We start from the raw sequence: 26431 nt of genomic DNA on the forward strand, positions 1-26431 counted from the left end.
AAGTAAAATCCCGCGTGCATTCAATCCGACAAATTGGAGAAAACAGCGTAAATTTCTTCCTGAAAGAAGCCTCGGTACAATAAAAATCGCTGCACCTTCGCTTTTTCTTTCCATTCTTGGGGGAGAGTTTGACCAAACTTACGATGCGCAGTTTGTTTTGCTAATGCGCTCCAATCAATATCTGACGACGCAAAAGCATCATAGATAAGATCGCGCGCAATACCTTTCATGCCTAATTCTTGCTGAATTCGCTGTACGCCATAGCCCTTTTGGCTGCGCATCACGAGATATCGCTCGGCAAACCGACGATCGTCTAGCCAGTTATGCTCATGACAATAAGCGATGGCTTGTTCAACGTCCTTTTCAGAAACGTCTTGCGCCGCAAGTTTGCGGCGCAATTCAGTTTCGCTGTGATCGCGTTGAGCAAGTAACCGCATCGCCCGATTCAGTGTTTCAGTCACTTATTCGTCCTCGAAGCGGTACTCTATACCCGCATTGCGGGTATATTCTCAAGCACGACGCGTGATTACGCGTCGTCTTCCAACAGCTCTTCATCATCTGAAGGCTTATGGTTTGCGTTCTCTGCGGCTGCGTGGCTCAACAACATTTCACGCAGTTTGGTATCTAACTCGGCACGAATAGCAGGGTTTTCCTGCAAGTATTTCATGGAGTTTGATTTACCCTGTCCAATCTTGTCACCGTTATAGGCATACCAAGCACCGGATTTATCCACCAGCTTATGCTTAACACCTAGATCGATCAGCTCGCTTTCTTTAGAAATACCCGCGCCGTAAAGGATCTGGAATTCAGCCTGACGGAATGGTGGAGCAACCTTGTTTTTAACCACTTTCACGCGTGTTTCGTTACCGACGACTTCATCGCCATCTTTAATCGCGCCGATACGACGGATATCCAAGCGAACAGAAGAGTAGAACTTCAGCGCATTACCACCGGTAGTGGTTTCTGGGTTACCGAACATAACGCCGATTTTCATACGGATCTGGTTGATAAAGATAACCAAGCAGTTCGCGTTCTTGATATTAGCGGTCAGTTTACGCAGCGCCTGAGACATCAAACGCGCTTGCAAACCAACGTGGGAATCACCCATCTCGCCTTCAATTTCTGCTTTAGGCGTCAGTGCAGCAACGGAGTCCACGACGATAACGTCAACCGCACCTGAACGTACCAGAGCATCACAAATTTCTAATGCCTGTTCGCCGGTATCTGGCTGAGAGATCAGCAAATCATCAACTTGCACACCTAACTTACCAGCGTAGATTGGGTCCAGCGCATGCTCAGCATCGATGAACGCACAAGTTTTGCCCGCAGCCTGTGCACTGGCAATAACCGACAGCGTCAGCGTAGTTTTACCGGAAGATTCTGGCCCGAAGATTTCAACCACACGGCCCATCGGCAAACCGCCAATGCCCAGAGCAACGTCCAGACTCAGAGAACCTGTAGATACAGAATCAATATCCAACGTCTGGGTATCACCAAGACGCATAATGGAACCTTTACCGAACTGCTTTTCGATCTGGCCTAACGCAGCGGCTAGAGCCCTTTGTTTGTTCTCGTCCATCTGTTACTCCATGCATAGCGAACCTGAAATTGGTGTTGATTATACTGTATAGTCATACAGTATCAAGTATGTTCAGAGAAATTTTTCAATTAGAACACACAGGGCAAACTCTGCCGCCAGTTGGCGTACCTGAAGACGCCCACCGGGGAAATATTGACGAATAGAATATGTACGCCCATCTTTAGCCGCAAAACCAAACCACACGGTACCCGCGGGTTTAGCCGCTGAACCGCCGTCTGGCCCCGCGATGCCGCTTACTGAAACAGCAAAATCTGCGTTTGCCGCGCGGAGTGCGCCCTGTGCCATTTCATTCACAACGGCTTCACTAACGGCGCCATATAACCGCAGCGATTCTAGCGTCACCCCCAGCATCTCATGCTTGGCCTGATTACTATATGTCACATAGCCGCGCTCAAAATAAGCGGAGCTCCCACTGATATCAGTAATCACCTTGGCGATTAACCCCCCCGTGCAAGACTCCGCACAGGTCAACGTGGCGCCTTTTTCCTTTAGGCGTGCTCCCAACGTCGTGCTCAATTCAAGTAACACATCATCCGTCATGTATTCTTCCTATATACGGTTAGAATCGGCTTTTGATGTTAGCACTTTCTTTTAGATGATGTGCTCTGATATGTGACCGTCAAAAATCGGAAATGCGGAATGGATTCCAAGAGAGAAAAAAATCAGCTTCTTAAACGGAAGGTCACTGGCTGCAAAGTCACAACGGTAGAAGCTATGCCATTCTCTCGATAAGGCTGGCAGTGCGCTCCCGCTATCGCGTGCAAAGCGGCATCGTCCAATGCATCTATGCCACTGCTTTTAGCTACAGACTCATTCAGCAGCTCTCCCTGCTCTCCCAACATGAGTTTGACGATAACCGTCCCCTCCTGTTTGAGCCATTTTGCCTTTGCGGGATAGACAGGTGCTGGCACTTGGCAGCGTAAGGCCTGCGCAGAGACAGATAGAGGATGCGATAGCGTTCCATGATTTACCGATGCTGAAACCGCACTCTCATGGGGATCAGCGCTCATCGCCGCTGGTGATGATTGATGAGATACCTGCATGTTAGATACTGAAGAGTGAGAAGGCTCAGGTTTATCTGTTGTCCGGTGCCATAACGTTTTTTTTACGCTCAACCTTTTTGGGCGGAGCTGTCTCTGTCTTCATTGTCTGCATCGCCGAATTTTTCATCTCTGGTTCTTTTTTAGCAACCACTTCAGGCGACGAGGTTGCCGCAGGCACACTGACCACCGGCGTGTGTAGCGAAACCTGCATTGTGGGTATGTCAGCCAAATCGAGCTGTGGCACCGTATGCTGGCGGAACGCAATAACCGCCAACAGAACTAATCCCAGCACATGAACAATCCCTGCGCCCAGCCAAGCACGACGAAGAGATTGAGTGGGTATACTGCCTTGGCGATCGTTAATTCGCTCTTTGTCCAAGTTCTCATCGGGAACTGACCCAAATGCCACTACGCGTCGGTCTTTTATCTCAATATAGCGATGACGGCCCAATGGAGGCGCTGGGTGCTCAACATCCTTGCGCTTCATTGCGGCGCCAGCCCTTGAAGTATTAAAGATGCCTGCTGGGATGACAAAGAGTAATCAAAAAACTGCCGATAAAAGCGCTGTGTGATCAACACCATATCATCTTGCTTTAGCCGTTCAGGATGTAGCTGTTGTGCTGCCCACTGGATCTGCAACGCACTCTCTGTCCCATAGCGATCCCAAGGAAAGACGCCGCTAGGATTACGCACGACCTTTCCATCCTGCACCGCATTCAACACCTGTAACACTGCAGCATCAGGCGCATCATGAATATCGCCCGCATCCGCAGCCAGAATGATAATATCTGGCTGCCATGCTAAAACCTGCTCTGCCGACACCGCCTGCATATTCCCTTTAATGCTTTGAGCCGCGTTTCGCCCACCCGCAATCTGGATCCAATCATTGATAAGCGTATCGCGCCCGTCTACTTTTAGCGGATGTAATGAAGAGATATGCAATACCAGCGGCTTCTGATTTTCTGTAAGCCCTGCGGTAATGGCATGAATACGCGACAACTGCCGATCAAGATATTGGTTGTAGAGTTTGGCTCGCGTCATGGCTGACGGTGTTCCCATCGCCTGCGCCGTATTCAACAGCGTTTGTTTCAAGCCGTTCAGTGTCGTGAAATGCATCTGCATCACGGGCAACCCTACACGCTGCAAAGCCACTACCTGCGGATCGCCAGCCGCGACAAAGACTAGTTGAACCCCATCATTCAGCAATGTTTCAGCGTTAAAGCGCGTACCTTGCACAGCACGCGCCTGATACAGTGAAGGCTGCAGCGTAAACATCCATGGTCGACTTTTCGCATGATTGACAGAATCAACCATGCTACGACCTTCGCCCAACGTCATCATGAGGGATGCATGTGCAAACCATGCGTCAGCAACACGCGTAACATGTGTGGGAACGATAACCGTATTACCAACGTCATCGACCACCGTGCGCGATGTTTCTGTCGATGCCATGGCCACGAAACTGACGGCTGCGACCAAAGCTATCCACCACTGCAACTTCACTTTCATTAGAGTTCCTTCACATCAACTAAAAATCGACCTGCAATGAGGCATAGGCCATACGTGGAGCCCCCATCTGTGCGCTTGCGCTGCCGGTACCGGTATATCCAGTTAATGCTCCGGGTACGATGTTGTCCCAGTAACGACGGTTGGTCACATTGGTCACGCCAACACGCCACGTCAGTTGAGTTTGGGCTAGCGGCATTTGATAGCTGGTGCCGAGATCGACCGTGCTGTAAGAACCGACCCATGAGCTATTGTCGTTCGCCGTTGGACGGCGGCCGGTATAATGCACATTCATGTTCATTCCTAAGCCAGAAACCCAAGGCAGTTGATATTCCACCAGCATATTGGCGCTCATCTTCGGTAGGCCAACGATCTGCTTATTCTCTGTGGCAGAGTTTGCTGAATTACGCAGTTTTGGATCGAGATAAGTCACGCCGCCAAAAATGCGGAGATCGTCGGTGAGATTACCGTCTGCAACAAACTCCAGACCACGGTTGCGCTGTTCGCCTTCCTCAGCAAAGTCACCGTTGGTTTGCACATAGGCATAAGGGCGCTTGATCTGGAATGCGGCTAAGGAAAGGTTAAGGTGATTAACGGCAACTTTCGCGCCTACTTCATACTGTTCACTGCGGTAGGGAGAAAGAATCGAACCTTGGTTATTGGCTCCAGAAGGCGCGGTGTCACCCTGCTGTAAGCTATCTGCGTAGGTGGTATAAAGCGTCAAGATATCAACAGGTTTATATATCAGACTGACTGATTTACTAAAGCCGCTATCGCTTGAATCACTGGTCTGTTTGCCTGTTTTGGCATAGTTGCTGGTATTAAGGTAATTTTGGCTTCCCGTCAGCATCATGCTCCACTGCGGGTTGAAGGTCAGCGTATCTCCCAACACGAAGGCATTTTGTGTACTGGTAGCCGAATGATAACGATGCGTGAAATCAGGGAAGTCAGGTTTATCAAACTCACTGGGGTGGGATAGCGAACCTGTACCTAGCGTGGTTTTCGTACCATCGATCGGATTATAGTTTTTCCAATCAAACCCACGGTATCCCAGAGTCAAATCATGCCGCCAATCTTTGGTCCATACGGTGCCATTCACATCGGCCAAATAGCTGCTGATCGTAAAACGGCTGGCGGTGGTATTGGACACCGTCGAAATATAATCACCCTGATTATTCAACAACGTATTCGTTACCGCCGTAGACTCACGGTCGGCGATCTGACGCAGGAATCCTAAATGCAGCTTCCAGTCATTATCGAACGTATGTTTCAGATGCACACTTCCTGTGTAGGTAGTGTCGTTATCACCCGCAAAATCTTGGCCGTAGTGGCTATGCTTGGGATTGAGCCCCGATGGGAAACTCACGCCGGGTGCCAAAGCAAAATTAGCGGGATTTCCTTTCAATAAATAGTTGTAGTAGCTGAAATTACTTTCCAATACGGTGTTTTCATTGAAATGAAAATCGGTTGCTAACCCAACGAACTGGCGACGTTTTTTACTCTCAGCCCCATAGCTATCACCGTGTTCATCCAACACCGTTAAGCGCGTCTGCAAGCGATCATCAAAACCAATCGGCCCACCGATATCTAGCGAGTTAAAATAGGCGGTTCCGGTTCGTACGCCGGTGGTGACTCGCCCCTGCATGTTGGCCGCTGGGCGCTTAGAGACAAAATTAAACATCCCTGCGGGATTGGCGGGGCCAAACAATGAGCCCGCTAATCCATTCAATACCTGAACATTTTCAAACTGTTCTGCGGGATATTCCGTAGTAGATACAATATTCAGCCCATCGAGCAGGCTATTTTGCACCACGCTCCCCTGCATCCCCCGACTCTGCGGGCGAACACCGGTACCTTGCACCGAAGGAAAATAGCTCAGGATATCCTTTAAGCTGGTCATCTGCTGTTCGGTAATCACGTCATTAGACATAACGTGGACGGAATATGGCGTATCCTGCAATTTACGCTCGCCCAATGGACCGAGGCTTGCCGCTTTGTTCTTCGCCAGCGAAGGATCGGCCGATTCGGGCGTCGCAGTAACAGTAATCGCCTGTAGCGATTGAAGATCTTTATTTTCCGGTGTTGTTGCCGTATTAGCTATTGCATAGCTTGGGGCAATAGCGGCAACCGTCAGTAATAAAGGCACTGACGCAATAACTTCTTTCATCAATTTAGGCATTTTATTTTTTACGCTGTGGAACCGATCTACGGGGTAGAACACGGAACGAAAGTACGCGGTACAAAAAAGCGATAGTGATCGCTGTCGATTTGGCTGACTTCGGTGTGGTAAAGCTGATGGATTAAGGTCGGCGTAATAATCTCTTGAGGAGATCCATCCGCTATCAACCTACCATCCTGAAGCGCCCATACTCGATTCGCCGCAAGCAAGGCATGCTCAGGGCAATGAGTAATCGTGAGAATGCTGCGTCCGCTATCCGCGATACTCCGCAGTCGTTCTAAAAGTCGTAATTGATTGCCGTAATCTAAGCCGTTAGTGGGCTCATCCAACAGAATAAGAGGCGTCTCTTGCAACAGCGCACGCGCCAGTAACACTAATTGGCGCTCTCCCCCCGAAAGTTGGGTATAAACGCGCTCACTCAGATCCGCGATCCCCATCATTTCAAGCGCCAGAGAAACTCGTTCATGTAAATCTGCGTCCATCGAACGAAAAAGTCCCTGCTGTGGCAAACGGCCTTGTTCCACCATTTGCCTGACGGTGAACGGAAAATGCGGAGTGTGCTGCTGTGGGACATAGGCAATGCGCCGAGCAACATCCCGGCGAGCCCACTCGGTTAGCCGTTTGCCCTCAAGATAAATAGCTCCCGAAGTCGCGGGTAAAACGCCCAGCAGCAAACGTAGCAACGTGGTTTTCCCCGCGCCATTAGCTCCCAAAAGCGCAATGCTCTCACCCGGTTCTATTTTTAAATTAATCTTATCGATGAGAACATGATGCCCAATCTGATAGCACAACTCGTGAGCACTCAATATTGCCGCCATCATGCCCCCTGCCGAATTCGACCGATAAGGAAGAGAAAGGCTATGGCCCCCAAAAGCTCAGTCACAACGCCCAGCGGGATTTCAGAAGCCGTCAGCGTTCTAGCCAAACCATCTGAAATCAGTAGGAATAAGCCTCCTAAAGTCGCGCTTAGCGGTAAAATCCAACGGTTTGAAGCGCCAATCAGCAAACGGGCAACATGAGGAATTAACAATCCCACCCATCCCACGACCCCCGCTAAACTCACGGTTAACGCGGAGATCAGCGTGGCAAGCGTAATAACAAAATAGCGGACATAGTTCACCGGGATACCGAGGCTATAAGCTTCGTCATCGCTTAAAGACACCACGTCAAGCACACGCCCCAGCAAGACCAGCAAAATAATTGCCACCGCTAAAACCGGCGCCATGACATACAGCAGCGGCAGAGAAACTGCACTCAGGCTTCCCAATAACCAAAACACAATGCCTGGCAGTTGATCTTGCGGGTCAGCCATATATTTCACGACCGATAACAGCCCAGCAAACAAGGCATTACTAATAATGCCTCCTAAGATCAGCATTAAAATCGAGTCACTACGCATCGCACGAGCAATCATGACACCAACTGCCACCGCGATGAGCCCTGTCGCACACGCCAATAGCGGTGTGCCAACGCTCCCTACGTTAAAAACAATGCCAAGGGATGCGCCAAACGCACAGCCGTTTAGAACTCCCAACAAACCGGGTGAAACTAGCGGATTACGAAAGACAGCCTGAAACGCTGCGCCAGCAACCGACAGCCCTGCCCCAACCATCACGGCAGCACAAACCCGAGGCAGACGAGAATCTAGAATCACAGCATTCAACAAAGCAAAACGCTGCTCCGGCATAGACTCAGCACCCATCAACATTTCTGCCCAACGAAACAGTGTTGCCCCTGAAATCGCATACCGCCCGAGCATCAGCGAACCCAAGCTAGCCACCGCTAACAGCCCCACGCAGGCGAGCATTAACCGTCTTGATCTCTGATTAACAGGCACAAAAAGGCCTCGTCCGCTCGATTTAGAGCGTCGATTTAAAAAATTCATGGGCTTAAAATTCATTCACTGAATCGATATATACAAAACTATACAGCGATCATATATAAATAATCAAAACTTTTCTTAATAAATAATACAAATTAACCAATGAGGAGAATAAAATTAAAATTCAAATTCGATATCAACGAGTTATAAGAACACCACTTTATGGTTACATCCGGTTGAATAACGTATTAAAAATCCTAATAGCTATAGTTAATTTAGCTGATTAACTTTTTTCGATCACAGAGAATTATTTAGGTAATTTTTGAACAATAGAAAAGGTGGGAGGATTCGGCAAATCAAAGAACAATGAAGGTTTAGTCTTGAGAATATTCCTCCCCATAGCGGGGAGGAGGTACAGATGAAATTAGTTACTCTGGAACACGCTGCCTTGGCGAGCAGCCTGACCAACGGCTTCACCTAGCTGCCACACCGCCATCGCATAGTGGGTACTATGGTTATAGCGGGTAATGGTGTAGAAGTTCGGCAAACCGTACCAATATTGGTAACCCGTGCCCATATCAAGACGCAGCAGGCTTGCCTGCTGATATCCATCTAACGAGCTTTGAGGGCTAAGGCCGGCCTCTGCCAACGCAGTAATGGAGTAGTTAGTCTTAAAGCCGTTCTCCAGCGTTGGAGCTTGACCATTAGCTGGTACCGCTACTTTTTTACCTGATTGCCAACCGTGCGCCTTAAAGTAATTGGCCACGCTACCGATGGCGTCCTCAGGATCCCACAGATTGATATGACCATCGCCGTTGAAATCAACCGCATAGCTCTTAAAGGATGATGGCATAAATTGGCCATACCCCATCGCCCCTGCAAATGACCCTTTCAGGTTCAACGGATCGTCGCCCTCTTCACGCGCCATTAATAAAAAGGTTTCTAACTCACCGGAGAAGTATTCCGCACGACGCGGATAAGCGAACGACAGCGTTGCCAAGGCATCAATAATGCGGGTTTTCCCCATGACGCGTCCCCAGCGGGTTTCAACGCCAATAATGCCAACAATAATCTCTGGCGGCACACCATAGACCTGCTGAGCACGCTGTAAGGCATCCTGGTATTGGTTCCAGAACACAACCCCATTTTGTACGTTATCAGGAGTAATAAACTTGCCGCGATAGCGCAGCCAAGCCCCATTAGGCCCCGCAGGCGGGCGCGTAGTTGGCGCTTGTCTATCCATCAATTTGAGAACGTAATCCAAACGTTTGGTCTGCGCCAACACATCGTGCAATTGCTGACGATCAAAACCATGCTCGCTGACCATTTTGTCTACAAAACGGTTCATCGCAGGATCGTAAGCAAAATCCCCCATCTGCACTTGGCCCGAGTGAGAAGGATCCAGTAAAAAACCGCCCTTGGCCGTTTGTGGCGTAGTTTCAGTAACGTCGTTAGACGGTTTTGGCTTGCTGCTACAGGCTGATAGCAAGACCACAATAGGCAGGAGCGCAGCTAGATAACGCATCGAATATCCATCGCAATGCAAGAAAAAGTGACCGATATGTTAGCGCGTTGCCAGAGGGGTGCAAACTGGAATCTCATCCAGCAAGTTAAACAGATGTAGAACACACACCACCATAATTAATGTTTTTTATACCATTTCACGCCTGAACATAAGACCTCATAAAATATAATTAACGTTGAGAAAAATCTTACTTTTCAAAATCGTACAGAACAATAAACTGATTTAACGCTTATTTATGAAATGCTATACCATTAAATCCTTAGGTTATATATTATTTCCATTGATAATAGATATAAGTTATAAATGTCCAACGCTCATCCATGGAACGGAGGACTTATAGCCACTATGAAAACATCTAATTATTTACTTAACGGTTGGCTACGCCAGTAAAACCAATTTATTCATAAGAATATAGCCAATTTCCTGCTGTGCTCATGCACGGTACGACTTTTTACACACTAATTATCACCGCTATGAAGCTGTTCACTGGCAATCGGGGGATGCCATTAGTCGGTGTTAACGAGGTGAATATGTTAGATGACATAAGTTATAAAATTAATGACCTAATTTTATTTACACCAGGAACCAGCGCTTTATCTTTTGTGAAACAGCCGGATATTGAACCTATTCTCATATCCAATATCACTAAGCGATTATTATTGCTGCTAATCACTCATCAAGGCGAAGTTGTTAGTAGAAATCTACTATTTCAGAAGGTATGGGATAATTATGGTTTAATTTCTAGCGATAGTAATTTAAATCAATGCGTTAGCAAATTACGACGTTTGATAAAAAGCATGGGGTTAGATGAAGAGTTCATCACAACCGCGCCTAAAATGGGGTTTATGCTGCGCAGCGAAATACAAATCGAAGCAGAGAAACATGAGCAAGATGAAAATAATTCTCAGCAAGACGCGTCAATTACTGAGAGAACGCACAGCCCTCCAGTTCAACCAATAGAAACGTTCAGTGTACAAAAAGAAGTCAGCGGCAGACGCAGAAAGTGGCTGTTATTGATATATATAGTTGTTGCCTTTGCAATTCTTATTGCGACGTTATCCATTTACTATCTATCTATAAGTAAAGAAATTTACATTGGAAAAGTCGGTGAGTGTAAAACGTTTATTGCGGATAACTCCCTCTATAGCCCTATCACAGAGGATGCTCGCAATAACATACTGGAATTCCTAAAGGCAAAAGAGGTTAACTGCAAACCTGACGACTATATTTTAGTCAACCGCAGCAATAGGGTCAGCAGCTATATTTCTGACATATCGAGAATCTTTGTTGTTAAATGCAAGATTTTGCGTGAAAACAAAATAGAAATATGTGAAAGCATCACTAATGAAAGATCCCTTTAGCTAAATTACGTTATCTTTAGCTTTTCAAATGCCCGTAACTCCTGCGGGCATTTTTTTATTCCTGCAAACGCCATTTAAAAAGCTGAATTCACATTAAAGCGCTTATCACATCAAGTTCCCGTCAATTAACTTCCGCAACAAAACAAAACTTAAAACTTAACCAATATTAATCACCACATAAAATAAGAACAAAAAACTGTAGTAACGCAATTTGCTAGTTTAAAATTCCATTTAAGTTTTATTGAGTTAGGATAAAGACATAGTAATTAAGGGTTATTGATGATTCTGCTTACATGGATGGTTTCTCTGGTCAGAGACATTCCTGAATGGAAGAAAAAGGGAGAATAATTATGAAACAAACACGCCCGTTAAAAATATCAATGCTTGCCAGCTGTATTTCAGCTGCGCTTATTGTTTTTTCTATTCCTGCTTATTCACTGCCGGTTTCATCGTTACCAGACGACATTCGGGCGAAAATCCCCAGCGCAGCAAACACAGAATATAATGCCATCACCGGCACGCCTAACTACGTCTATGTTTGGGCTAATGAAGCGGTAAGAGTCTATGGCGATAACGTGACGCTAAATGGCCCCGGCGGCGAAGCCTTCAAACACACGGTCATGATCAACAATAATACTCAGACCGGTGCCAGCATCGGGGTTATTTTTGGCGATAATTTCACGGCGACCTCTGACGGTACCGACTACGACACCATCCGTACCCACGGTAATGCGAGTACGCCTGATAACCCTATGTTCGTCATTATTGGCGATAACGCCAAGATTTATGCTAAAGGCTCGTCCGGCGACGCTATCAATACCGGCTATACATCCTATAACTCGGGTAATGGTTATTTAGGATCGGCCAACGTGTACGTTGGTAACAACGCCTACATCGAAACATGGGGTCAATCGGGTCATGGCATCTCGGTATCCGCGATGAAAGATGCTTCCGTGGCCGCTAACCGCGTCGTGGTTGAAGACAACGCCACCATTACGACAAACGGCTCTAGCGCCTACGCAATTCGCACCGCTCAATCAGGTTCAAGCATCAAACTGGGGAATGGAGCCAAATTATATACTCATTCCAACAATGCTTATGCGGCTTATGCAGCCACTTCAAGCCTCATTGAATTAGGCAAAAATACGCTGCTCAGCACCGAAGGTAGCTCATCTCACGCGCTGTACGCCACCGGCTCAGCTAAAATCCAAATTGATGATGGCATGAATATCTCTACCACCGGGAATAAATCATCGGGTATTTACAGCGTTAATAAGAGCGAAGTAACAGGTGGTAGTCGTAACACGATTACGACAGGCAATACTGATGCCTACGGGATCTATAGCTATTACGATGGCAACGTAACGCTAGGCCAAACCAATATCATAACCACAGGCAATACGGCCTATGGTATCTATGCATATTCAGGTAAAGCTGCGGTAGGAGATGCGTCGTCTATCATCACAAACGGTGATGGCGCACATGGTGTATACGCACGTTTATACAACACCCGATATACATCGCCAGAAGTAACGCTGGGCGATGGCTCATCTATTCAGGTGAATAGTGCTAATGCAACTCACGGAATTTACAGCGCGGCTGCCAGCCTCGTCACTCTAGAGGGTGGACTCCATGTAGCCACCGCAGGCCGCCAATCTGACGGTAGTTACGCACTCTATGCAGCCGGAGGCACCATCGATGGCTCCACCGGTGGTCAATATAATATTAACGGTGACATCAACGCGGAAGGCACAGACAGCCTGATCGATTTAAACCTAACCAACGGTTCAGTTTGGAACGGCGCAGCCTATCAGAGCAACCTCGGAGAAAGCCGCATAGCACTGACCCATGCCTCATGGAATATGGACGGTGACTCCTCGGTGAGCGCGCTCACGCTAAATACAGGGAGCCAAATCAACTTTACCCACAGCGATGCGGATCCAACATTCAAAACCTTGACCATCACGGGCAACTACCATGGCGATGGTGGCTTGTTGGTTATGAATACCCAACTGGGCGACGATAGCTCACCGACCGATAAATTAGTGATTGCCGGTGATACCACCGGCTCGACTTACGTTGCCGTTAATAACGCGGGTGGTATAGGAGCGCTAACCACTAATGGGATTAAACTCATTGAAGTTCAAGGTGACTCAAGCGGCCAGTTCGTTCAGCAAGGTCGTATTGTCGCAGGCCTGTATGACTATTATTTGCAGCGTGGTGATTCATCCTACACGCCGCCAACCGCCTATGATCCAACGCAGTCAGCGCTAAACGACTGGTATTTGATTTCCAAGCTTCCTCCTGTTGAGCCACCAGAGGAACCTGAACCTCCGGTCGTTGAACCGCCTGAAGAGCCTGAACCTCCAGTCGTTGAACCACCTGAAGAACCAGAGCCTCCAGTCGTTGAACCGCCTGAAGAGCCTGAACCACCGGTAGTAGATCCGAAAGATCCTGAGCCTCCGGTCGTTGACCCGAAAGAACCGGAACCACCGGCAGTACCCAACAAGCCGAAAGATATGGTCGTTCGCCCAGAAGCGGGGAGTTATATTGCCAACCATGCGGCAGGTAATACTTTATTCACCACTCGATTACACGATCGCTTGGGTGAAACTCAATATACCGATGCATTAACCGGTGAAGAAAAAGTGACCAGCATGTGGTTACACCAGATCGGTGGACGTAATAACTTTAAAGATAGCAGTGGGCAGTTGAAAACCAGCACCAATCGCTACGTTATGCAATTAGGCGGTGATATTGCGCAGTGGAGTACGGATGGTCTAGATCGCTGGCACTTAGGCCTGATGGCTGGCTACGCCAATGCGAAAAGCCATACCCATTCGAACAAATCGCGCCATGACTCGCGTTCCAGCATTGATGGCTACTCCGTGGGCGCTTACAGTACTTGGTATAACAACGATGCCGATAAGACTGGGCTCTATGTTGATACCTGGCTGCTGTATAACTGGTTTAAAAACTCGGTAAACGGTGATGATTTACCGTCCGAATCCTATGACTCTAACGGTTTCACGGGATCTGTGGAAAGTGGATATACCTTTAAAGTGCGTGAAAGCGAACGCCGCAAAGTGTTTATTCAGCCTAAAGCACAGTTAACGTGGATGGGAGTCAAAGTGGATCGTCACGTAGAAAGAAACGGCACCCGAGTGGACAGCACGGGCAACAATAATCTGCAAACGCGTCTCGGCGTTCGCGCCTACATGCAGGGCAATGCAACACAGGATGACAATAAAGATCGTACCTTCGAACCCTTTGCTGAGATTAACTGGATCCATAATACCCAGCGGTTCGGCGTAGAGATGAATAATGTCAAACTATCCCAAGACGGCGCACGCAACATTGGTGAAGTGAAAATCGGTATTGAAGGGCAATTCAGCCAACGCACCAGTGGCTGGATAAATATCGCCCAGCAAATCGGCGATGCCGGTTATAACGACACGTCTGGCATGTTAGGGATTAAATATAGCTTCTAAGCTTTGTTCCTAAGTCCTTCGCTAAATACACAGCCCGCCTTTACGGCGGGCTTTTGTTTATCTGTAGAGCGACATACTTATTGCATACCAAACTTGCGAAGCACTTCCAGATATTAGCTATGTCAGTTTGCAGATCCCTACGTTAGTATAGTGCCCTAAAAAATCGTTCCGGATGACCGCTTCTCCAAACGATTTCGTGATGCTTAAACAGAATCTAAAAAATCACGACAATCTTAAAATTCAATATATTAGATATAGAAATTCTATGAGCGACATGACAAACCTAGACTCACACACCCCGATGATGCAGCAGTACTTAAAACTGAAAGCACAGCATCCTGATATCCTGCTGTTCTATCGTATGGGTGACTTCTACGAGCTATTTTATGATGATGCCAAACGCGCCTCTCAGCTCATGGATATTTCGCTAACCAAGCGCGGTGCCTCTGCCGGAGAGCCGATTCCCATGGCGGGCATTCCGCATCATGCCGTTGAAAACTATCTCGCAAAACTGGTACAGCTCGGTGAATCCGTCGCTATTTGTGAACAAATTGGCGACCCAGCAACCACTAAAGGGCCTGTCGAACGCAAAGTAGTTCGTATCGTCACACCGGGTACCATCAGCGATGAAGCGCTACTCAAAGAGCGTCAGGATAACCTGCTAGCGGCAATCTGGCAGGACGCACGCGGCTTTGGCTTTGCGACTCTCGATATTAGCTCTGGCCGTTTTCGCGTTGCCGAACCTGCCGATCTCGAAACCATGGCCGCGGAACTCCAGCGCACTAATCCAGCTGAGCTGCTTTATCCCGAAGATTTTGCCTCAATGCAGTTAATTGAAAACCGCCGTGGCCTGCGCCGCCGTCCGCTTTGGGAGTTTGAGTTAGACACCGCACGGCAACAGCTAAACCTCCAGTTTGGCACCCGCGATCTCAATGGTTTCGGCGTGGAGCAATCCACACAGGCGCTGCGTGCGGCTGGCTGTTTGCTGCAATATGTGAAGGATACGCAACGAACCACGCTGCCCCACATCCGTGGGATTACCATCGAGCGCCAGCAAGACGGCATTATTACGGATGCCGCAACCCGCCGAAATTTAGAGCTCACACAGAATCTCTCCGGCGGCGTTGAAAATACGCTGGCCGCTATTTTGGATTGCACCGTCACGCCGATGGGCAGTCGCATGCTCAAACGCTGGGTGCATATGCCGAGCCGCGATCACAAAGCGCTTAATCATCGTCAACAGGCCATCGAAGCCCTTCAGCCTCTGGTTGAAGACCTTCAACCGCTATTGCGTCAGGTCGGCGATCTTGAGCGAATTCTTGCCCGTTTAGCTCTGCGTACCGCTCGTCCACGTGACCTTGCCCGCATGCGCTATGCGTTCCAACAGCTACCTGAAATTCAGGCGCTCATCGGTGACCATGCCACGCCGCACATTGCCACGCTGGCGAAAAATGCCGGTCAGTTTGAAGAACTGAAAGAATTGTTGGAAAGAGCGGTCGTAGAAACCCCTCCCGTTCTGGTTCGCGACGGCGGAGTCATCGCGCCAGGCTACAACGCAGAGCTAGACGAATGGCGTGCGCTGGCCGACGGTGCTACCGACTACCTCGATCGTTTAGAAATTCGTGAACGCGAGAAGCTTGGTTTAGACACTTTGAAAGTCGGTTTCAACGGCGTGCATGGCTATTACATTCAGGTTAGCCGTGGCCAAAGCCATTTAGTGCCGATTCACTATGTCCGTCGCCAGACCTTAAAAAACGCAGAACGCTATATCATCCCTGAGTTAAAAGAGTATGAAGACAAAGTTCTGACCTCAAAAGGCAAAGCATTGGCGCTAGAAAAGCGTCTCTATGAAGAACTGTTCGACATGCTGTTACCTCATTTGGCCGATCTACAGCAAAGCGCTACCGCGCTGGCCGAACTAGATGTGCTGAGCAATCTGGCCGAGCGCGCTGAAACGCTAAACTATGTCCGCCCAGAGCTCAGCGATAAGCCCGGTATTAAAATCGTTGGCGGACGCCATCCTGTAGTTGAGCAAGTGCTCAAAGAGCCTTTCATTGCAAACCCATTGTCACTTTCACCACAGCGCCGCATGCTCGTGATCACCGGTCCTAACATGGGCGGGAAAAGCACCTATATGCGCCAAGCTGCGCTCATTGTGCTTATGGCGCACATTGGCAGCTTTGTGCCTGCTGAGAAAGCCGTGATCGGGCCTGTCGACCGCATATTCACCCGCGTGGGTGCCGCCGATGATTTAGCCTCAGGCCGTTCAACCTTCATGGTTGAGATGACCGAAACCGCCAATATCTTGCATAACGCCACGGAAAACAGTTTGGTGCTGATGGATGAAATTGGTCGCGGGACATCAACCTATGACGGCTTATCGCTGGCGTGGGCCTGTGCCGAAAATCTGGCCAGCCGCATCAAAGCCATGACGTTATTCGCCACGCATTACTTCGAATTAACCACGTTGCCAGAAAAACTGGAAGGCGTATACAACGTCCATCTCGATGCTCTAGAGCATGGTGACACCATTGCCTTTATGCACAGCGTACAAGATGGCGCGGCCAGCAAAAGCTATGGCCTTGCGGTTGCTGCGCTGGCGGGTGTTCCTCGCGATGTCATCAAGCGTGCAAGACAAAAACTCAAAGAGCTGGAAACTTTATCGGCGCAAACCGGCAATAGCCAAATTGATGGATCACAGCTTCAGCTTCTGGCTGAGCCTGAAGCATCACCGGCCGTGGAAGCGCTGGAAACGCTCGATCCCGATACGCTAACGCCGCGTCAGGCATTGGATTGGCTCTATCGCCTAAAAGGCATGGTTTAAACTCTAAACTTGCAGCATAAAAAAAGGTGAAGCCGCAAAGCTTCACCTTTTTATTTTATGCGTTGTCGAAAGTCTTATTCGCGGAATAAAGCCTCAATGCTCAATCCCTGTCCTTGCAGGATTTCACGCAGACGGCGCAAGCCTTCAACTTGGATTTGACGCACACGCTCACGGGTTAAACCGATTTCGCGCCCAACATCTTCCAAGGTAGCAGCTTCATAACCCAGCAGACCAAAACGACGTGCCAAAACTTCACGTTGTTTCGCGTTAAGCTCAAATAACCACTTAACAATACTCTGCTTCATGTCATCGCTTTGCGTGGTATCTTCCGGGCCACTTTCATTCTCATCGGTGAGAATATCCAGTAAGGCCTTCTCTGAATCGCCCCCCAGCGGAGTATCCACTGAAGTAATACGCTCGTTTAAGCGCAGCATACGGCTAACGTCTGTGACCGGACGATCTAACTGCTCAGCAATCTCTTCCGCGCTCGGTTCATGATCCAGTTTGTGTGAAAGTTCACGTGCGGTTCGCAGATAAACGTTCAACTCTTTGACAATATGAATCGGCAAACGGATTGTACGCGTCTGATTCATGATAGCCCGCTCAATCGTTTGGCGGATCCACCATGTTGCATAGGTAGAGAAACGGAAGCCACGTTCTGGATCGAACTTCTCGACGGCACGGATTAAACCTAAATTGCCTTCTTCGATCAGATCTAACAGCGCAAGGCCGCGATTGCTATAGCGACGGGCGATTTTAACCACCAGACGCAGGTTACTTTCGATCATTCTACGACGAGACGCTTCATCTCCACGTAACGCTCGTCGTGCAAAAAAGACTTCTTCTTCTGCGGTTAGCAGCGGAGAGTAACCGATTTCGCCCAAGTAAAGCTGAGTTGCATCAAGTACACGTTGTGAAACGGCTTGTGCCATCAGTTCATCGGATGAATCAACCTCGGAGGGTTCTTCAACGAGTACCTTCTCGTCAAACGCTTCTTCCCCGTTCTCATCGAAGTCTACTTCTTCATTTGACTCGTTAACTTTCAGCGTATTCTGGCTCATAGCTGTACCCTACCCGTGATATTGCGGGCAGAATACAGCGATTCTGCCCCGACTATCGCTGCGGCAAGTAGCGCAGCGGGTTTACGGATTTCCCCTTGTAACGAATTTCAAAGTGCAATCTTACTGAGCTGGTTCCGGTGCTCCCCATGGTTGCAATTTTTTGACCCGCCTTAACCTCTTGTTGTTCCCGGACCAGCATCGTGTCGTTATGGGCATAGGCGCTCAGGTAGTCATCATTGTGTTTAATGATGATCAGATTTCCGTAACCACGCAGCGCGTTGCCGGCGTATACCACACGACCATCAGCCGTGGCGACCACCGACTGGCCGCGTGAACCCGCAATATCGACGCCTTTATTTCCACCTTCGGCAGAAGAGAAGTTATCGATAATTTTACCGTCAGTAGGCCAGCGCCAGGTTCCAACTGGAGCACTGCTGCTTACGCTACTGGCTGACGAGCTCGGAACTGTAGCTGCAGCAGTCGTTGTCGCCGCTGTAGCTGTAGATGCAGGCAACATTTTGCCAACATTCTGTTTACCCGAATTATCAGAATACGCTGTGGTTGATTGAGAATCAACACCTGTGCTCTTAATTTGACCACTTGATGGTTGCGTTGGAACTCCGCTGGTTCCATCGTTAGCAGCAAGCATGCCGCCGCTGTTGCTGTTGGCGTCTAATTTGATTGTTTGCCCAACATTGAGGCTGTACGGCGCAGGAATGTTGTTTTTCTCTGCAAGATCGCGGAAGTCATTTCCAGAGATCCACGCGATATAAAAGAGCGTATCGCCGCGTTTTACGGTATAAGTGCCGCCGCTATAGCTTCCCTTCGGAATATTCTGATAGCTACGATTGTATACAATGCGACCGCCGTCACCGGTTTGGGCCGTACTGGTATTTCCGCCATTTGACAGCATACGGCCGTTGCCATTGCCGCCACCATTTACCGAGCTTATCGGCGCAGAACTATTATCTGACGAACAACCAGCCAACCATAAAGTAATCAAAGTACACGCCGCTACCCGGCGCCACTTCATCATCGGGCTTCCCATGCTCATGCTTCCCCCATGACAGCAAAATCAGCGATATCCAACATATTCAGTCTCTTATCCGTCTAAATTACCGATAGCCACAGCTTCAAGTAACCAGAACTTTACGCGCTCTGAACCAGCTTGCCCAACCATTGGGCTAGCGAAGAAATACCAAACAAGACAAAAAATCAGGCAAGGTCACGATCAAAAGCCTCGCCCGCTGCATTTAATTTCCAACTATATACTGCAATAAGTAATGAATTGGACACTAAAAACAGAGTGCGGGTCAAATGCGAATCAATAAGAAAAATCGCTATGTAGATTTAACATAGCAGATATGTTCTCGGTTATTCGCCTTGATGCACAAAAACATAGCTGATGCCCGACGGTCAAAAAGGTATGGGGCATAGCTGAAAAATCAGGCTAACTCACCCTGAACGAGTGGCACAAATCTCACGGGTTCAATCGACTCAACGGAGAACTCATTTCCACGCCGTTGTACACAACGTAGCTGCTGAGTTTTATCAAATTCACCCACGGGTAAAACTAAGCGCCCGCCATCGGCTAACTGCGACAGCAATGCCTCAGGGATTTCAGGCGGCGCAGCGGTAACAATAATTGCGTCGAACGGGCCGCGTGATGCCCACCCTTGCCAACCGTCACCGTGACGCGTCGATACATTATGTAAATCCAGCTGCTTAAGGCGTCTTTTAGCCTGCCACTGAAGGCTTTTAATCCGCTCAACAGAAAATACGTGTTGTACCAGATGAGCCAGTACCGCGGTTTGGTAGCCAGAGCCAGTGCCAATTTCCAGCACCTTAGCCTCGGGCCCAACGCGTAACAGCTCCGTCATACGCGCAACCATATAGGGTTGAGAGATCGTTTGGCCTAAGCCTATCGGTAAGGCCGTATTGTCGTAGGCCTTGTGAGACATGGCCTCATCAATGAATTTTTCACGCGGAACTTCAGCCATGGCTTTCAGTACCCGCTCATCACCGATCCCTTGCTGCATCAACTGCTGCAATAAGGTCAGCACACGTCTATCTACCATTCCTCACCGACCTTAGTCTGTTCAAGCCACGAAGAAAGCAAATCCTGCGCGTGATACGCCGTTAAGTCCACCTGTAAAGGCGTAATAGATACGTAACCTTGCTCAACGGCAGCAAAATCAGTATCAGGTCCTGCATCATGTTTCGCGCCCGGAGGCCCAATCCAGTACAGATCGCGGCCGCGTGGATCATGCTGATGAATCACCTTATCAGCCGGATGTCTGCTACCACAGCGCGTCACTTTAATGCCTTTAATCTGTGACAAAGGCAAATCAGGGACGTTCACATTAAGAATGCGCCCCGTGCGTAAAGGGTGCGCCGCCAACGCCTTCAGCAGGCGACATGTCACCTGAGCCGCCGTGTCATAATGCTGAAAACCATCAAGTGAAACCGCCAGCGCAGGAAAACCTAAGTGTCGCCCTTCCATTGCTGCGGCCACGGTTCCCGAATAAATCACATCGTCGCCCAAATTAGGCCCGGCATTAATACCCGATACGACAATTTCTGGATGAGGCCGCATCAAGGCATTCACGCCCAGATAAACGCAGTCGGTTGGCGTACCGTCGATCACGCTGATATCACCGTTCGCCAATGTATCAATACGTAGCGGTGACTCAAGCGTTAATGAATTTGAAGAAGCGCTGCGATTACGATTAGGGGCAACGACCTGCACCTGAGCAAACTCACGCAGCGCTGCCGCCAACGTTTGCAGGCCCGGAGCCATCACGCCGTCATCGTTACTCAGCAAGATCCGCATTAGGGTTTTCCTGATTAAATAACTCACGCACGATGCTGGTAGCAAAGCTGCCTGCCGGAAGCGCAAACTCAACTTCGACCGTTGCATCGTCCCACCAAGACCAACTCATCTCCTGCGGTTTGACCAACATGGCACGACGTGCGGACTCTACGCGCTCACGCTTAACCAGCGCCAGCAGATCGCCGTACTCGGCAATCGCCTGTTGCTCAAACTCTGCGGCTAAATCACGCGTCCCCAGATCGTTATCGCCCGGCAATGCTGCCGTAATTTGTAACTCACCGCTGTCTGTTCGTTGCTGTAGGCTATCAAGCTCTTCGGCATTCGCCACAAACCAACTGCCACGGCCCGTTAACTGCATGGCATCGCCCAGCATCACCTGACGTTGCGAACCCTGCTCCAAACGCTTGTTAGCGATCTGATTGAACATCGCGCTGCGAGCAGCAGACAGATAAAAGCTACGCTTAGGTCGCTCTCTCACCTGAATTTCATTACGCGACCATTTTGCAGCCTGAACCAGATTGTTACCACCGCGGCCAAAGCGCTGAGCGCCAAAATAGTTTGGCGCGCCTTCCGATGCAATGGCCTGCAAACGCTGCTCGACATCGTCACGATCGGTAATATGTCGCAGCACCAAACGGAACGTATTGCCTTTCAGCGTGCCAATGCGCAACTTACGTAAATGGCGCGCACTGCGCACCACTTGGCAGCCTTCTAAGATGAACTGGCTCAAATCCGGTGATTCTTTACCCGGCAGATGTAGACAGAACCACTGCTCGGTAACGGCATGACGGTCTTTTAAGCCAGCATAGCTCACCGAGCGCTGAGGAATTTTGGCAAAGCGAGCCAAATTATCGGCAACAAACTGCGTGTTACAGCCTTCTTTACGAATGCGCACCAGCAGATGCTCACCTTCACCGTCGGGCTCAAACCCCAAATCTTCCGAAACAAAGAAGTCTTCTGGGAACGCTTTTAAAACACCCGTTCCACGCGGGCGTCCATGCAAATAATGAAGTGCATCAAAATCCACGCGTTACTCCTTAATCAACAGTGCAACAGCTTCACAGGCAATGCCTTCACCGCGGCCGGTAAAGCCCAATTTCTCTGTGGTCGTCGCTTTAACGTTGACGTCATCCATATGGCACTCTAAATCTTCTGCCAAATTCACGCGCATCTGCGGGATATGCGGCGCCATCTTTGGAGCCTGAGCAATAATCGTAATATCGAGATTGCCCAAACGGTATCCTTTCGCGCGAATACGGCGATACGCCTCACGCAGAAGCTCACGGCTATCTGCACCTTTAAACGCAGGATCGGTATCTGGGAAAAGTTTACCAATGTCGCCAAGCGCAGCGGCGCCAAGCAGCGCGTCAGTAGCCGCATGCAAAGCAACGTCGCCGTCTGAATGCGCCAGCAAACCAAATTCGTAAGGGATACGCACGCCGCCAATGATCAGAGGGCCTTCGCCACCAAATTTATGAACATCAAAACCGTGGCCAATTCTCATCAAGCATTCTCCTTTGGAGGCAGTGTGGTAGTGAAATAAAACATCGTAGAGTTATCGCAAATGCAAAAAGCCCACGTACCGAACGATTAAGTACGCTGGGATAAATAAAACTCAGCCAAAGCAAAATCCTCTGGCCTTGTTACTTTGATATTATCAGAACGGCCAGACACCAACAGCGGATGATAGCCACAATATTCCAACGCCGATGCCTCATCTGTCACGTTAGCGCCTTCATTAAGCGCACGTTCCAGACACATCATAAGCAATTCGCGGGGGAAAAACTGAGGGGTCAGCGCGTGCCATAGCGCCTCACGATCGACCGTATGCGCAATCGCGCAACCATCGCCTGCTTCTGCGCGCTTCATGGTGTCACGCACTGGCGCAGCCAGAATACCGCCAACTCTAGAGGTATGGCGTAACGCCAATAGCTGGCTGAGATCTTCTTGGTGTAAACATGGACGAGCAGCGTCATGTACCAACACCCATTCGGCATCCGTCGCCGCTTTCAAACCGGCAAAAACCGAATCTGCGCGCTGGGCGCCGCCAAAGACAACCTGAATACGAGGATCGTTTGCTAACGGCAGATCGTTAAAATAGCCATCGTCGGGGCTGATAGAAACAATCACCCGCGCAACCGCGGCATGACATAGCAACGCCGCGATCGAATGCTCAAGGATCGTTTTTCCCGCAATGGTCAAATACTGCTTAGGGAAGGCCGAACGCATTCGGCTGCCAACGCCTGCCGCTGGTACAACGGCAACAATGGGGAGGAGTGTAGACACGTCAGGATCACTCATACTTATCAGTTTGTTCTTATCAAGATTATTGTAATGAAGATCATGGATATGACGTTAGGCCCAATGACATAACTAAACTAACGGACATGATGAGTGAACGAAAAACGATGTTCGAGGCTAGTTTCGTGCCGTAGACGATGAGAACGAAGGCGTTGGAGAAGACTGAGTTGCTCCACCATTATGTTTTGCCTGTTCTGGAACCAGACGATAAAACGTTTCGCCAGGCTTTATCATACCAAGTTCGTTGCGTGCGCGTTCCTCAATGGCTTCTTGCCCGCCATTTAGATCGTCGATTTCTGCAAAGAGTTGATCGTTACGAGACTTCAGCTTGCCATTATTAGCCTGCTGACTCGCAACATCTTCTTTTACGCGCACATAATCATGGATACCATTCTTGCCGATCCACAATGAATATTGCAGCCAGCCCAACAGTATCAATAATAATAGCGTTAGTTTACCCATTCACGCCCCCTGAAAAACCGCACAATCATCCCACAACTTTTAGTGAGACTCCACACTCAAGGGAAAATTACTGCGTTATACAGATTTCTCTTTATCAGATCCGTATAAGAAGAACTCATCACCGTGAATAGTTTAGGATTATTCATAAGCAATAGTTGGAAAATAAAACAAAATAATTACAAGCCACCGCGAATTAAGCCACCCAGCCCACGCCTTTCCATAAAAGCAGCGGTGAGATGACGAACTTCAGTCGACATTTGATTTTCCAGCACTCGCTGAACTAAAAAGCGCGCATCCTCCAGTTCAATCGTTCGCAGCAGATATTTGATTCGCGGAACGCTGTGACCATTCATGCTGAGGTTTCGATAGCCCATACCGATCAATAACAGCGCACCCATAGGATCACCCGCCATTTCACCACATACGCTAATCGGTAAATTCAGACGATCACACTCATTAACCACTTGGTTGAGTACGCGCAGCATAGCCGGATGCAGACTGTCATAGAGCGATGCCACCCGCGTATTATTGCGATCAATGGCCAGCAAATATTGGGTTAAATCGTTGGTGCCCACGGAGATAAAATCTACGCGTTCAGCCAAAAACGGCAGCAAGAAAATCAGCGATGGGACTTCAAGCATGACGCCAATACGCGGCTTCGGCAGCGCATAGCCAATCATCTCTTCCACTTCGCGCCCTGCTCGCTCAATCAGGCGTTTCGCCTCATCCACTTCGCTCAGACTGGTGACCATCGGCAGCAAAATGTTTAAATTGCCGCTGGCCGCGTTAGCACGCAGCATCGCGCGGACCTGAACCAAGAAGATCTCAGGCTGATCGAGCGTGATCCTAATCCCACGCCATCCCAGGCTTGGATTCTCTTCGCTGATCGGCATATAGGGCAGCTGTTTATCCGCACCAATATCCAGCGTGCGCAGCGTTACGGGCTTATTGGGATTGATTTGCAGCATCCCTTGATATTGCGCAACCTGCTCTTCTTCCGATGGGAAACCGCTTTGCAGCATAAATGGTATTTCAGTGCGGTATAAGCCCACCCCATCAACACGGCTATCTTGGCGTTGCTCATGCTCCGCGCTCAAACCGGCGTTAAGCATAACCTGTACGCGTTCACCGCTTTTGAGCTGCGCGGGTTTTTCGGCGTCGTCTTCCGCCATTTTGCTGAGCGCGATCTCTTCACTCACCAAGCGCTGGTATTCATGTACCAACACCGGATCCGGCGCAACCAACACCTCACCGCGATAGCCGTCAACAATCAGTTGACGCTCATGCAATAACGCAGGCTGTATATCAGCCCCCATTACCGTTGGCACGCCCATGGCGCGTACCAGAATGGCAGCATGTGAGTTTGCCGCGCCGTCACGCACCACTACGCCAAGCATCCGCTCCTGTGGAACCTCAGCTAAAAGCGTCGCCGTAAGCTCATCAGCAACCAGAATAAAACGGTCTGGCCATTGATTAATACCGGTCGCGTTATCATCGAGATGGAAAAGCAAACGTTGCCCAAGCGCACGCAAATCGCTGGCGCGCTCACGCATATAAGGATCTTGCAAGCTGGCAAACTGTTCGGCGAAGCGCTCAATCACCTGTTTGACCGCCCATTCAGCCACGGATCCCGCATCGATCTCATTCATGAGCTCGCGTTTAAGCCGCGCGTCATTGATCAAATGCGAATAGAGATCGAAGATGGCCGCGCTGTCTTTCTGCGAGTTAGCCGTAAATCGTTTACTGAAGCGACGAAACTCTGCCGCCGCCTCTTCCAAGGCCTGCGTTAAACGCTCACGTTCACTGGCGCTGTCGAGTGTTGAAGCTTGATAGACATGTTCAAGCGAAGGCTGGCTGACATCCATCCAACCTTCACCCACGGCAATTCCGGGAGAGGCGGCGATCGCACGGATCCTGCTCTGCCGTAGCTTGCCAAATAAACCGTTAAGCTGAGTCTGAGAAAGGATCCCGGCCAACTGAGTCGCCAGCGTCACCAAAAATGACTCTTCGGTTTCATTAAATTGGCGGGATTCACGCTGCTGTACGGCCAGAACGCCGAGCAGCTGGCGGCGATAAATCATCGGCACGCCGAGAAAAGCGCGGTAGCGCTCCTCTTTTACCTTGGGGACATATTTAAAGCTGGGATGGCTTGGTGCGTCAGCCAAGTTAATCGGCTCGGCTAAACGCCCAACTAAACCAACGATACCTTCGTCAAAAGCGAGCGTAACCACACGTCCGCGTGGCTTTTTCAAACCACGCGTCGCCATCAGGTAATAGCATTGACGATCGTTATCAGCCAAATAGATCGAACAGACTTCCGTATCCATTGCCTGACACGTCTCATCAACCAGCACTTCCAATGCATCAGTCAAACTGGTGGCCGCAGCCACCTTCTCAACGATTTCCCGCAAACGCGTGAGCAT

Annotated in this window: 22 protein-coding genes; 3 read left to right on the top strand and 19 right to left on the bottom strand. The window is 49.3% G+C overall.

The genetic code is table 11. From position 1 onward, the window contains the following. Positions 1 to 20: 20 nt before the first annotated feature. The 10 genes from recX to mltB all read right to left on the bottom strand — a co-directional run bounded on the left by recX (position 21) and on the right by mltB (position 9675). Entirely contained in the window at positions 21 to 461 is a 441-nt protein-coding gene (gene recX, locus DSM2777_RS21410; RefSeq protein ID WP_061555105.1) for a recombination regulator RecX, read from the bottom strand. 65 nt (positions 462 to 526) lie between these two features. Beyond that, positions 527 to 1579, bottom strand: a complete 1053-nt coding sequence (recA, locus tag DSM2777_RS21415; RefSeq protein ID WP_046458358.1) for a recombinase RecA — start codon at positions 1577 to 1579, stop codon at positions 527 to 529. A gap of 72 nt (positions 1580 to 1651) precedes the next feature. Further along, positions 1652 to 2140, bottom strand: coding sequence for a nicotinamide-nucleotide amidase (gene pncC, locus DSM2777_RS21420; protein WP_046458359.1), 489 nt, complete (start codon positions 2138 to 2140; stop codon positions 1652 to 1654). 122 nt (positions 2141 to 2262) lie between these two features. Beyond that, positions 2263 to 2643, bottom strand: a complete 381-nt coding sequence (locus tag DSM2777_RS21425) for an energy transducer TonB (protein ID WP_082790902.1) — start codon at positions 2641 to 2643, stop codon at positions 2263 to 2265. Positions 2644 to 2674: 31 nt separating this feature from the next. Beyond that, positions 2675 to 3130 (bottom strand): hypothetical protein, encoded by a 456-nt coding sequence (locus DSM2777_RS21430; RefSeq protein ID WP_061555106.1) that lies wholly within the window; start codon positions 3128 to 3130, stop codon positions 2675 to 2677. Beyond that, positions 3127 to 4152, bottom strand: coding sequence for an ABC transporter substrate-binding protein (locus DSM2777_RS21435; protein WP_061555107.1), 1026 nt, complete (start codon positions 4150 to 4152; stop codon positions 3127 to 3129). The genes DSM2777_RS21430 and DSM2777_RS21435 overlap by 4 nt, the downstream gene beginning before the upstream one ends. Before the next feature lie 19 nt (positions 4153 to 4171). Continuing rightward, positions 4172 to 6328, bottom strand: a complete 2157-nt coding sequence (locus tag DSM2777_RS21440) for a TonB-dependent receptor (protein ID WP_071889963.1) — start codon at positions 6326 to 6328, stop codon at positions 4172 to 4174. A 26-nt stretch (positions 6329 to 6354) separates the two neighbouring features. Continuing rightward, positions 6355 to 7149: an ABC transporter ATP-binding protein gene (locus DSM2777_RS21445; RefSeq protein WP_061555108.1), complete on the bottom strand. Its 795-nt coding sequence runs from the start codon at positions 7147 to 7149 to the stop codon at positions 6355 to 6357. After that, entirely contained in the window at positions 7146 to 8135 is a 990-nt protein-coding gene (locus DSM2777_RS21450) for a FecCD family ABC transporter permease (RefSeq protein WP_061555109.1), read from the bottom strand. The genes DSM2777_RS21445 and DSM2777_RS21450 overlap by 4 nt, the downstream gene beginning before the upstream one ends. Positions 8136 to 8574: 439 nt before the next feature. After that, positions 8575 to 9675 (bottom strand): lytic murein transglycosylase B, encoded by a 1101-nt coding sequence (mltB, locus tag DSM2777_RS21455; RefSeq protein WP_061555110.1) that lies wholly within the window; start codon positions 9673 to 9675, stop codon positions 8575 to 8577. Between the two features lie 530 nt (positions 9676 to 10205). Here mltB and DSM2777_RS21460 point away from each other — a divergent pair. From DSM2777_RS21460 to mutS, 3 genes are all read left to right on the top strand, one after another. Continuing rightward, positions 10206 to 11036 carry a winged helix-turn-helix domain-containing protein gene (locus tag DSM2777_RS21460; protein WP_162270910.1) on the top strand — a complete coding sequence of 277 codons (831 nt, stop codon included), beginning with the start codon at positions 10206 to 10208 and terminating at the stop codon, positions 11034 to 11036. Positions 11037 to 11386: 350 nt separating this feature from the next. Beyond that, positions 11387 to 14527 (top strand): autotransporter outer membrane beta-barrel domain-containing protein, encoded by a 3141-nt coding sequence (locus DSM2777_RS21465; RefSeq protein WP_061555111.1) that lies wholly within the window; start codon positions 11387 to 11389, stop codon positions 14525 to 14527. Between the two features lie 265 nt (positions 14528 to 14792). Beyond that, entirely contained in the window at positions 14793 to 17351 is a 2559-nt protein-coding gene (mutS, locus tag DSM2777_RS21470) for a DNA mismatch repair protein MutS (RefSeq protein ID WP_061555112.1), read from the top strand. Between the two features lie 74 nt (positions 17352 to 17425). Here mutS and rpoS read toward each other — a convergent pair whose 3' ends face one another. From rpoS to ptsP, 9 genes are all read right to left on the bottom strand, one after another. Then, positions 17426 to 18412, bottom strand: a complete 987-nt coding sequence (rpoS, locus tag DSM2777_RS21475; protein ID WP_061555113.1) for an RNA polymerase sigma factor RpoS — start codon at positions 18410 to 18412, stop codon at positions 17426 to 17428. Positions 18413 to 18464: 52 nt separating this feature from the next. After that, on the bottom strand, positions 18465 to 19448 hold the full coding sequence (nlpD, locus tag DSM2777_RS21480; RefSeq protein WP_082790931.1) for a murein hydrolase activator NlpD: 984 nt from the start codon (positions 19446 to 19448) through the stop codon (positions 18465 to 18467). Between the two features lie 409 nt (positions 19449 to 19857). Then, entirely contained in the window at positions 19858 to 20490 is a 633-nt protein-coding gene (locus DSM2777_RS21485; RefSeq protein WP_046458366.1) for a protein-L-isoaspartate(D-aspartate) O-methyltransferase, read from the bottom strand. Beyond that, positions 20484 to 21245, bottom strand: coding sequence for a 5'/3'-nucleotidase SurE (gene surE, locus DSM2777_RS21490; protein WP_025801558.1), 762 nt, complete (start codon positions 21243 to 21245; stop codon positions 20484 to 20486). Before surE ends, DSM2777_RS21485 begins: the two co-directional genes overlap by 7 nt. After that, positions 21226 to 22272, bottom strand: coding sequence for a tRNA pseudouridine(13) synthase TruD (gene truD / locus DSM2777_RS21495; protein ID WP_025801559.1), 1047 nt, complete (start codon positions 22270 to 22272; stop codon positions 21226 to 21228). Before truD ends, surE begins: the two co-directional genes overlap by 20 nt. A gap of 3 nt (positions 22273 to 22275) precedes the next feature. Then, positions 22276 to 22749, bottom strand: a complete 474-nt coding sequence (gene ispF, locus DSM2777_RS21500) for a 2-C-methyl-D-erythritol 2,4-cyclodiphosphate synthase (RefSeq protein ID WP_025801560.1) — start codon at positions 22747 to 22749, stop codon at positions 22276 to 22278. Positions 22750 to 22835: 86 nt separating this feature from the next. Then, the gene (ispD, locus tag DSM2777_RS21505) at positions 22836 to 23546 is read right to left on the bottom strand and encodes a 2-C-methyl-D-erythritol 4-phosphate cytidylyltransferase (protein ID WP_061555114.1); all 711 of its coding nucleotides are present in this window, start codon (positions 23544 to 23546) and stop codon (positions 22836 to 22838) included. A gap of 117 nt (positions 23547 to 23663) precedes the next feature. Continuing rightward, positions 23664 to 24008 (bottom strand): cell division protein FtsB, encoded by a 345-nt coding sequence (gene ftsB, locus DSM2777_RS21510; RefSeq protein WP_025801562.1) that lies wholly within the window; start codon positions 24006 to 24008, stop codon positions 23664 to 23666. Positions 24009 to 24184: 176 nt separating this feature from the next. Next, positions 24185 to 26431: a phosphoenolpyruvate--protein phosphotransferase gene (gene ptsP / locus DSM2777_RS21515; RefSeq protein ID WP_061555459.1), complete on the bottom strand. Its 2247-nt coding sequence runs from the start codon at positions 26429 to 26431 to the stop codon at positions 24185 to 24187.

The organism is Obesumbacterium proteus, from assembly GCF_001586165.1.
GTDB lineage: Bacteria > Pseudomonadota > Gammaproteobacteria > Enterobacterales > Enterobacteriaceae > Hafnia > Hafnia protea.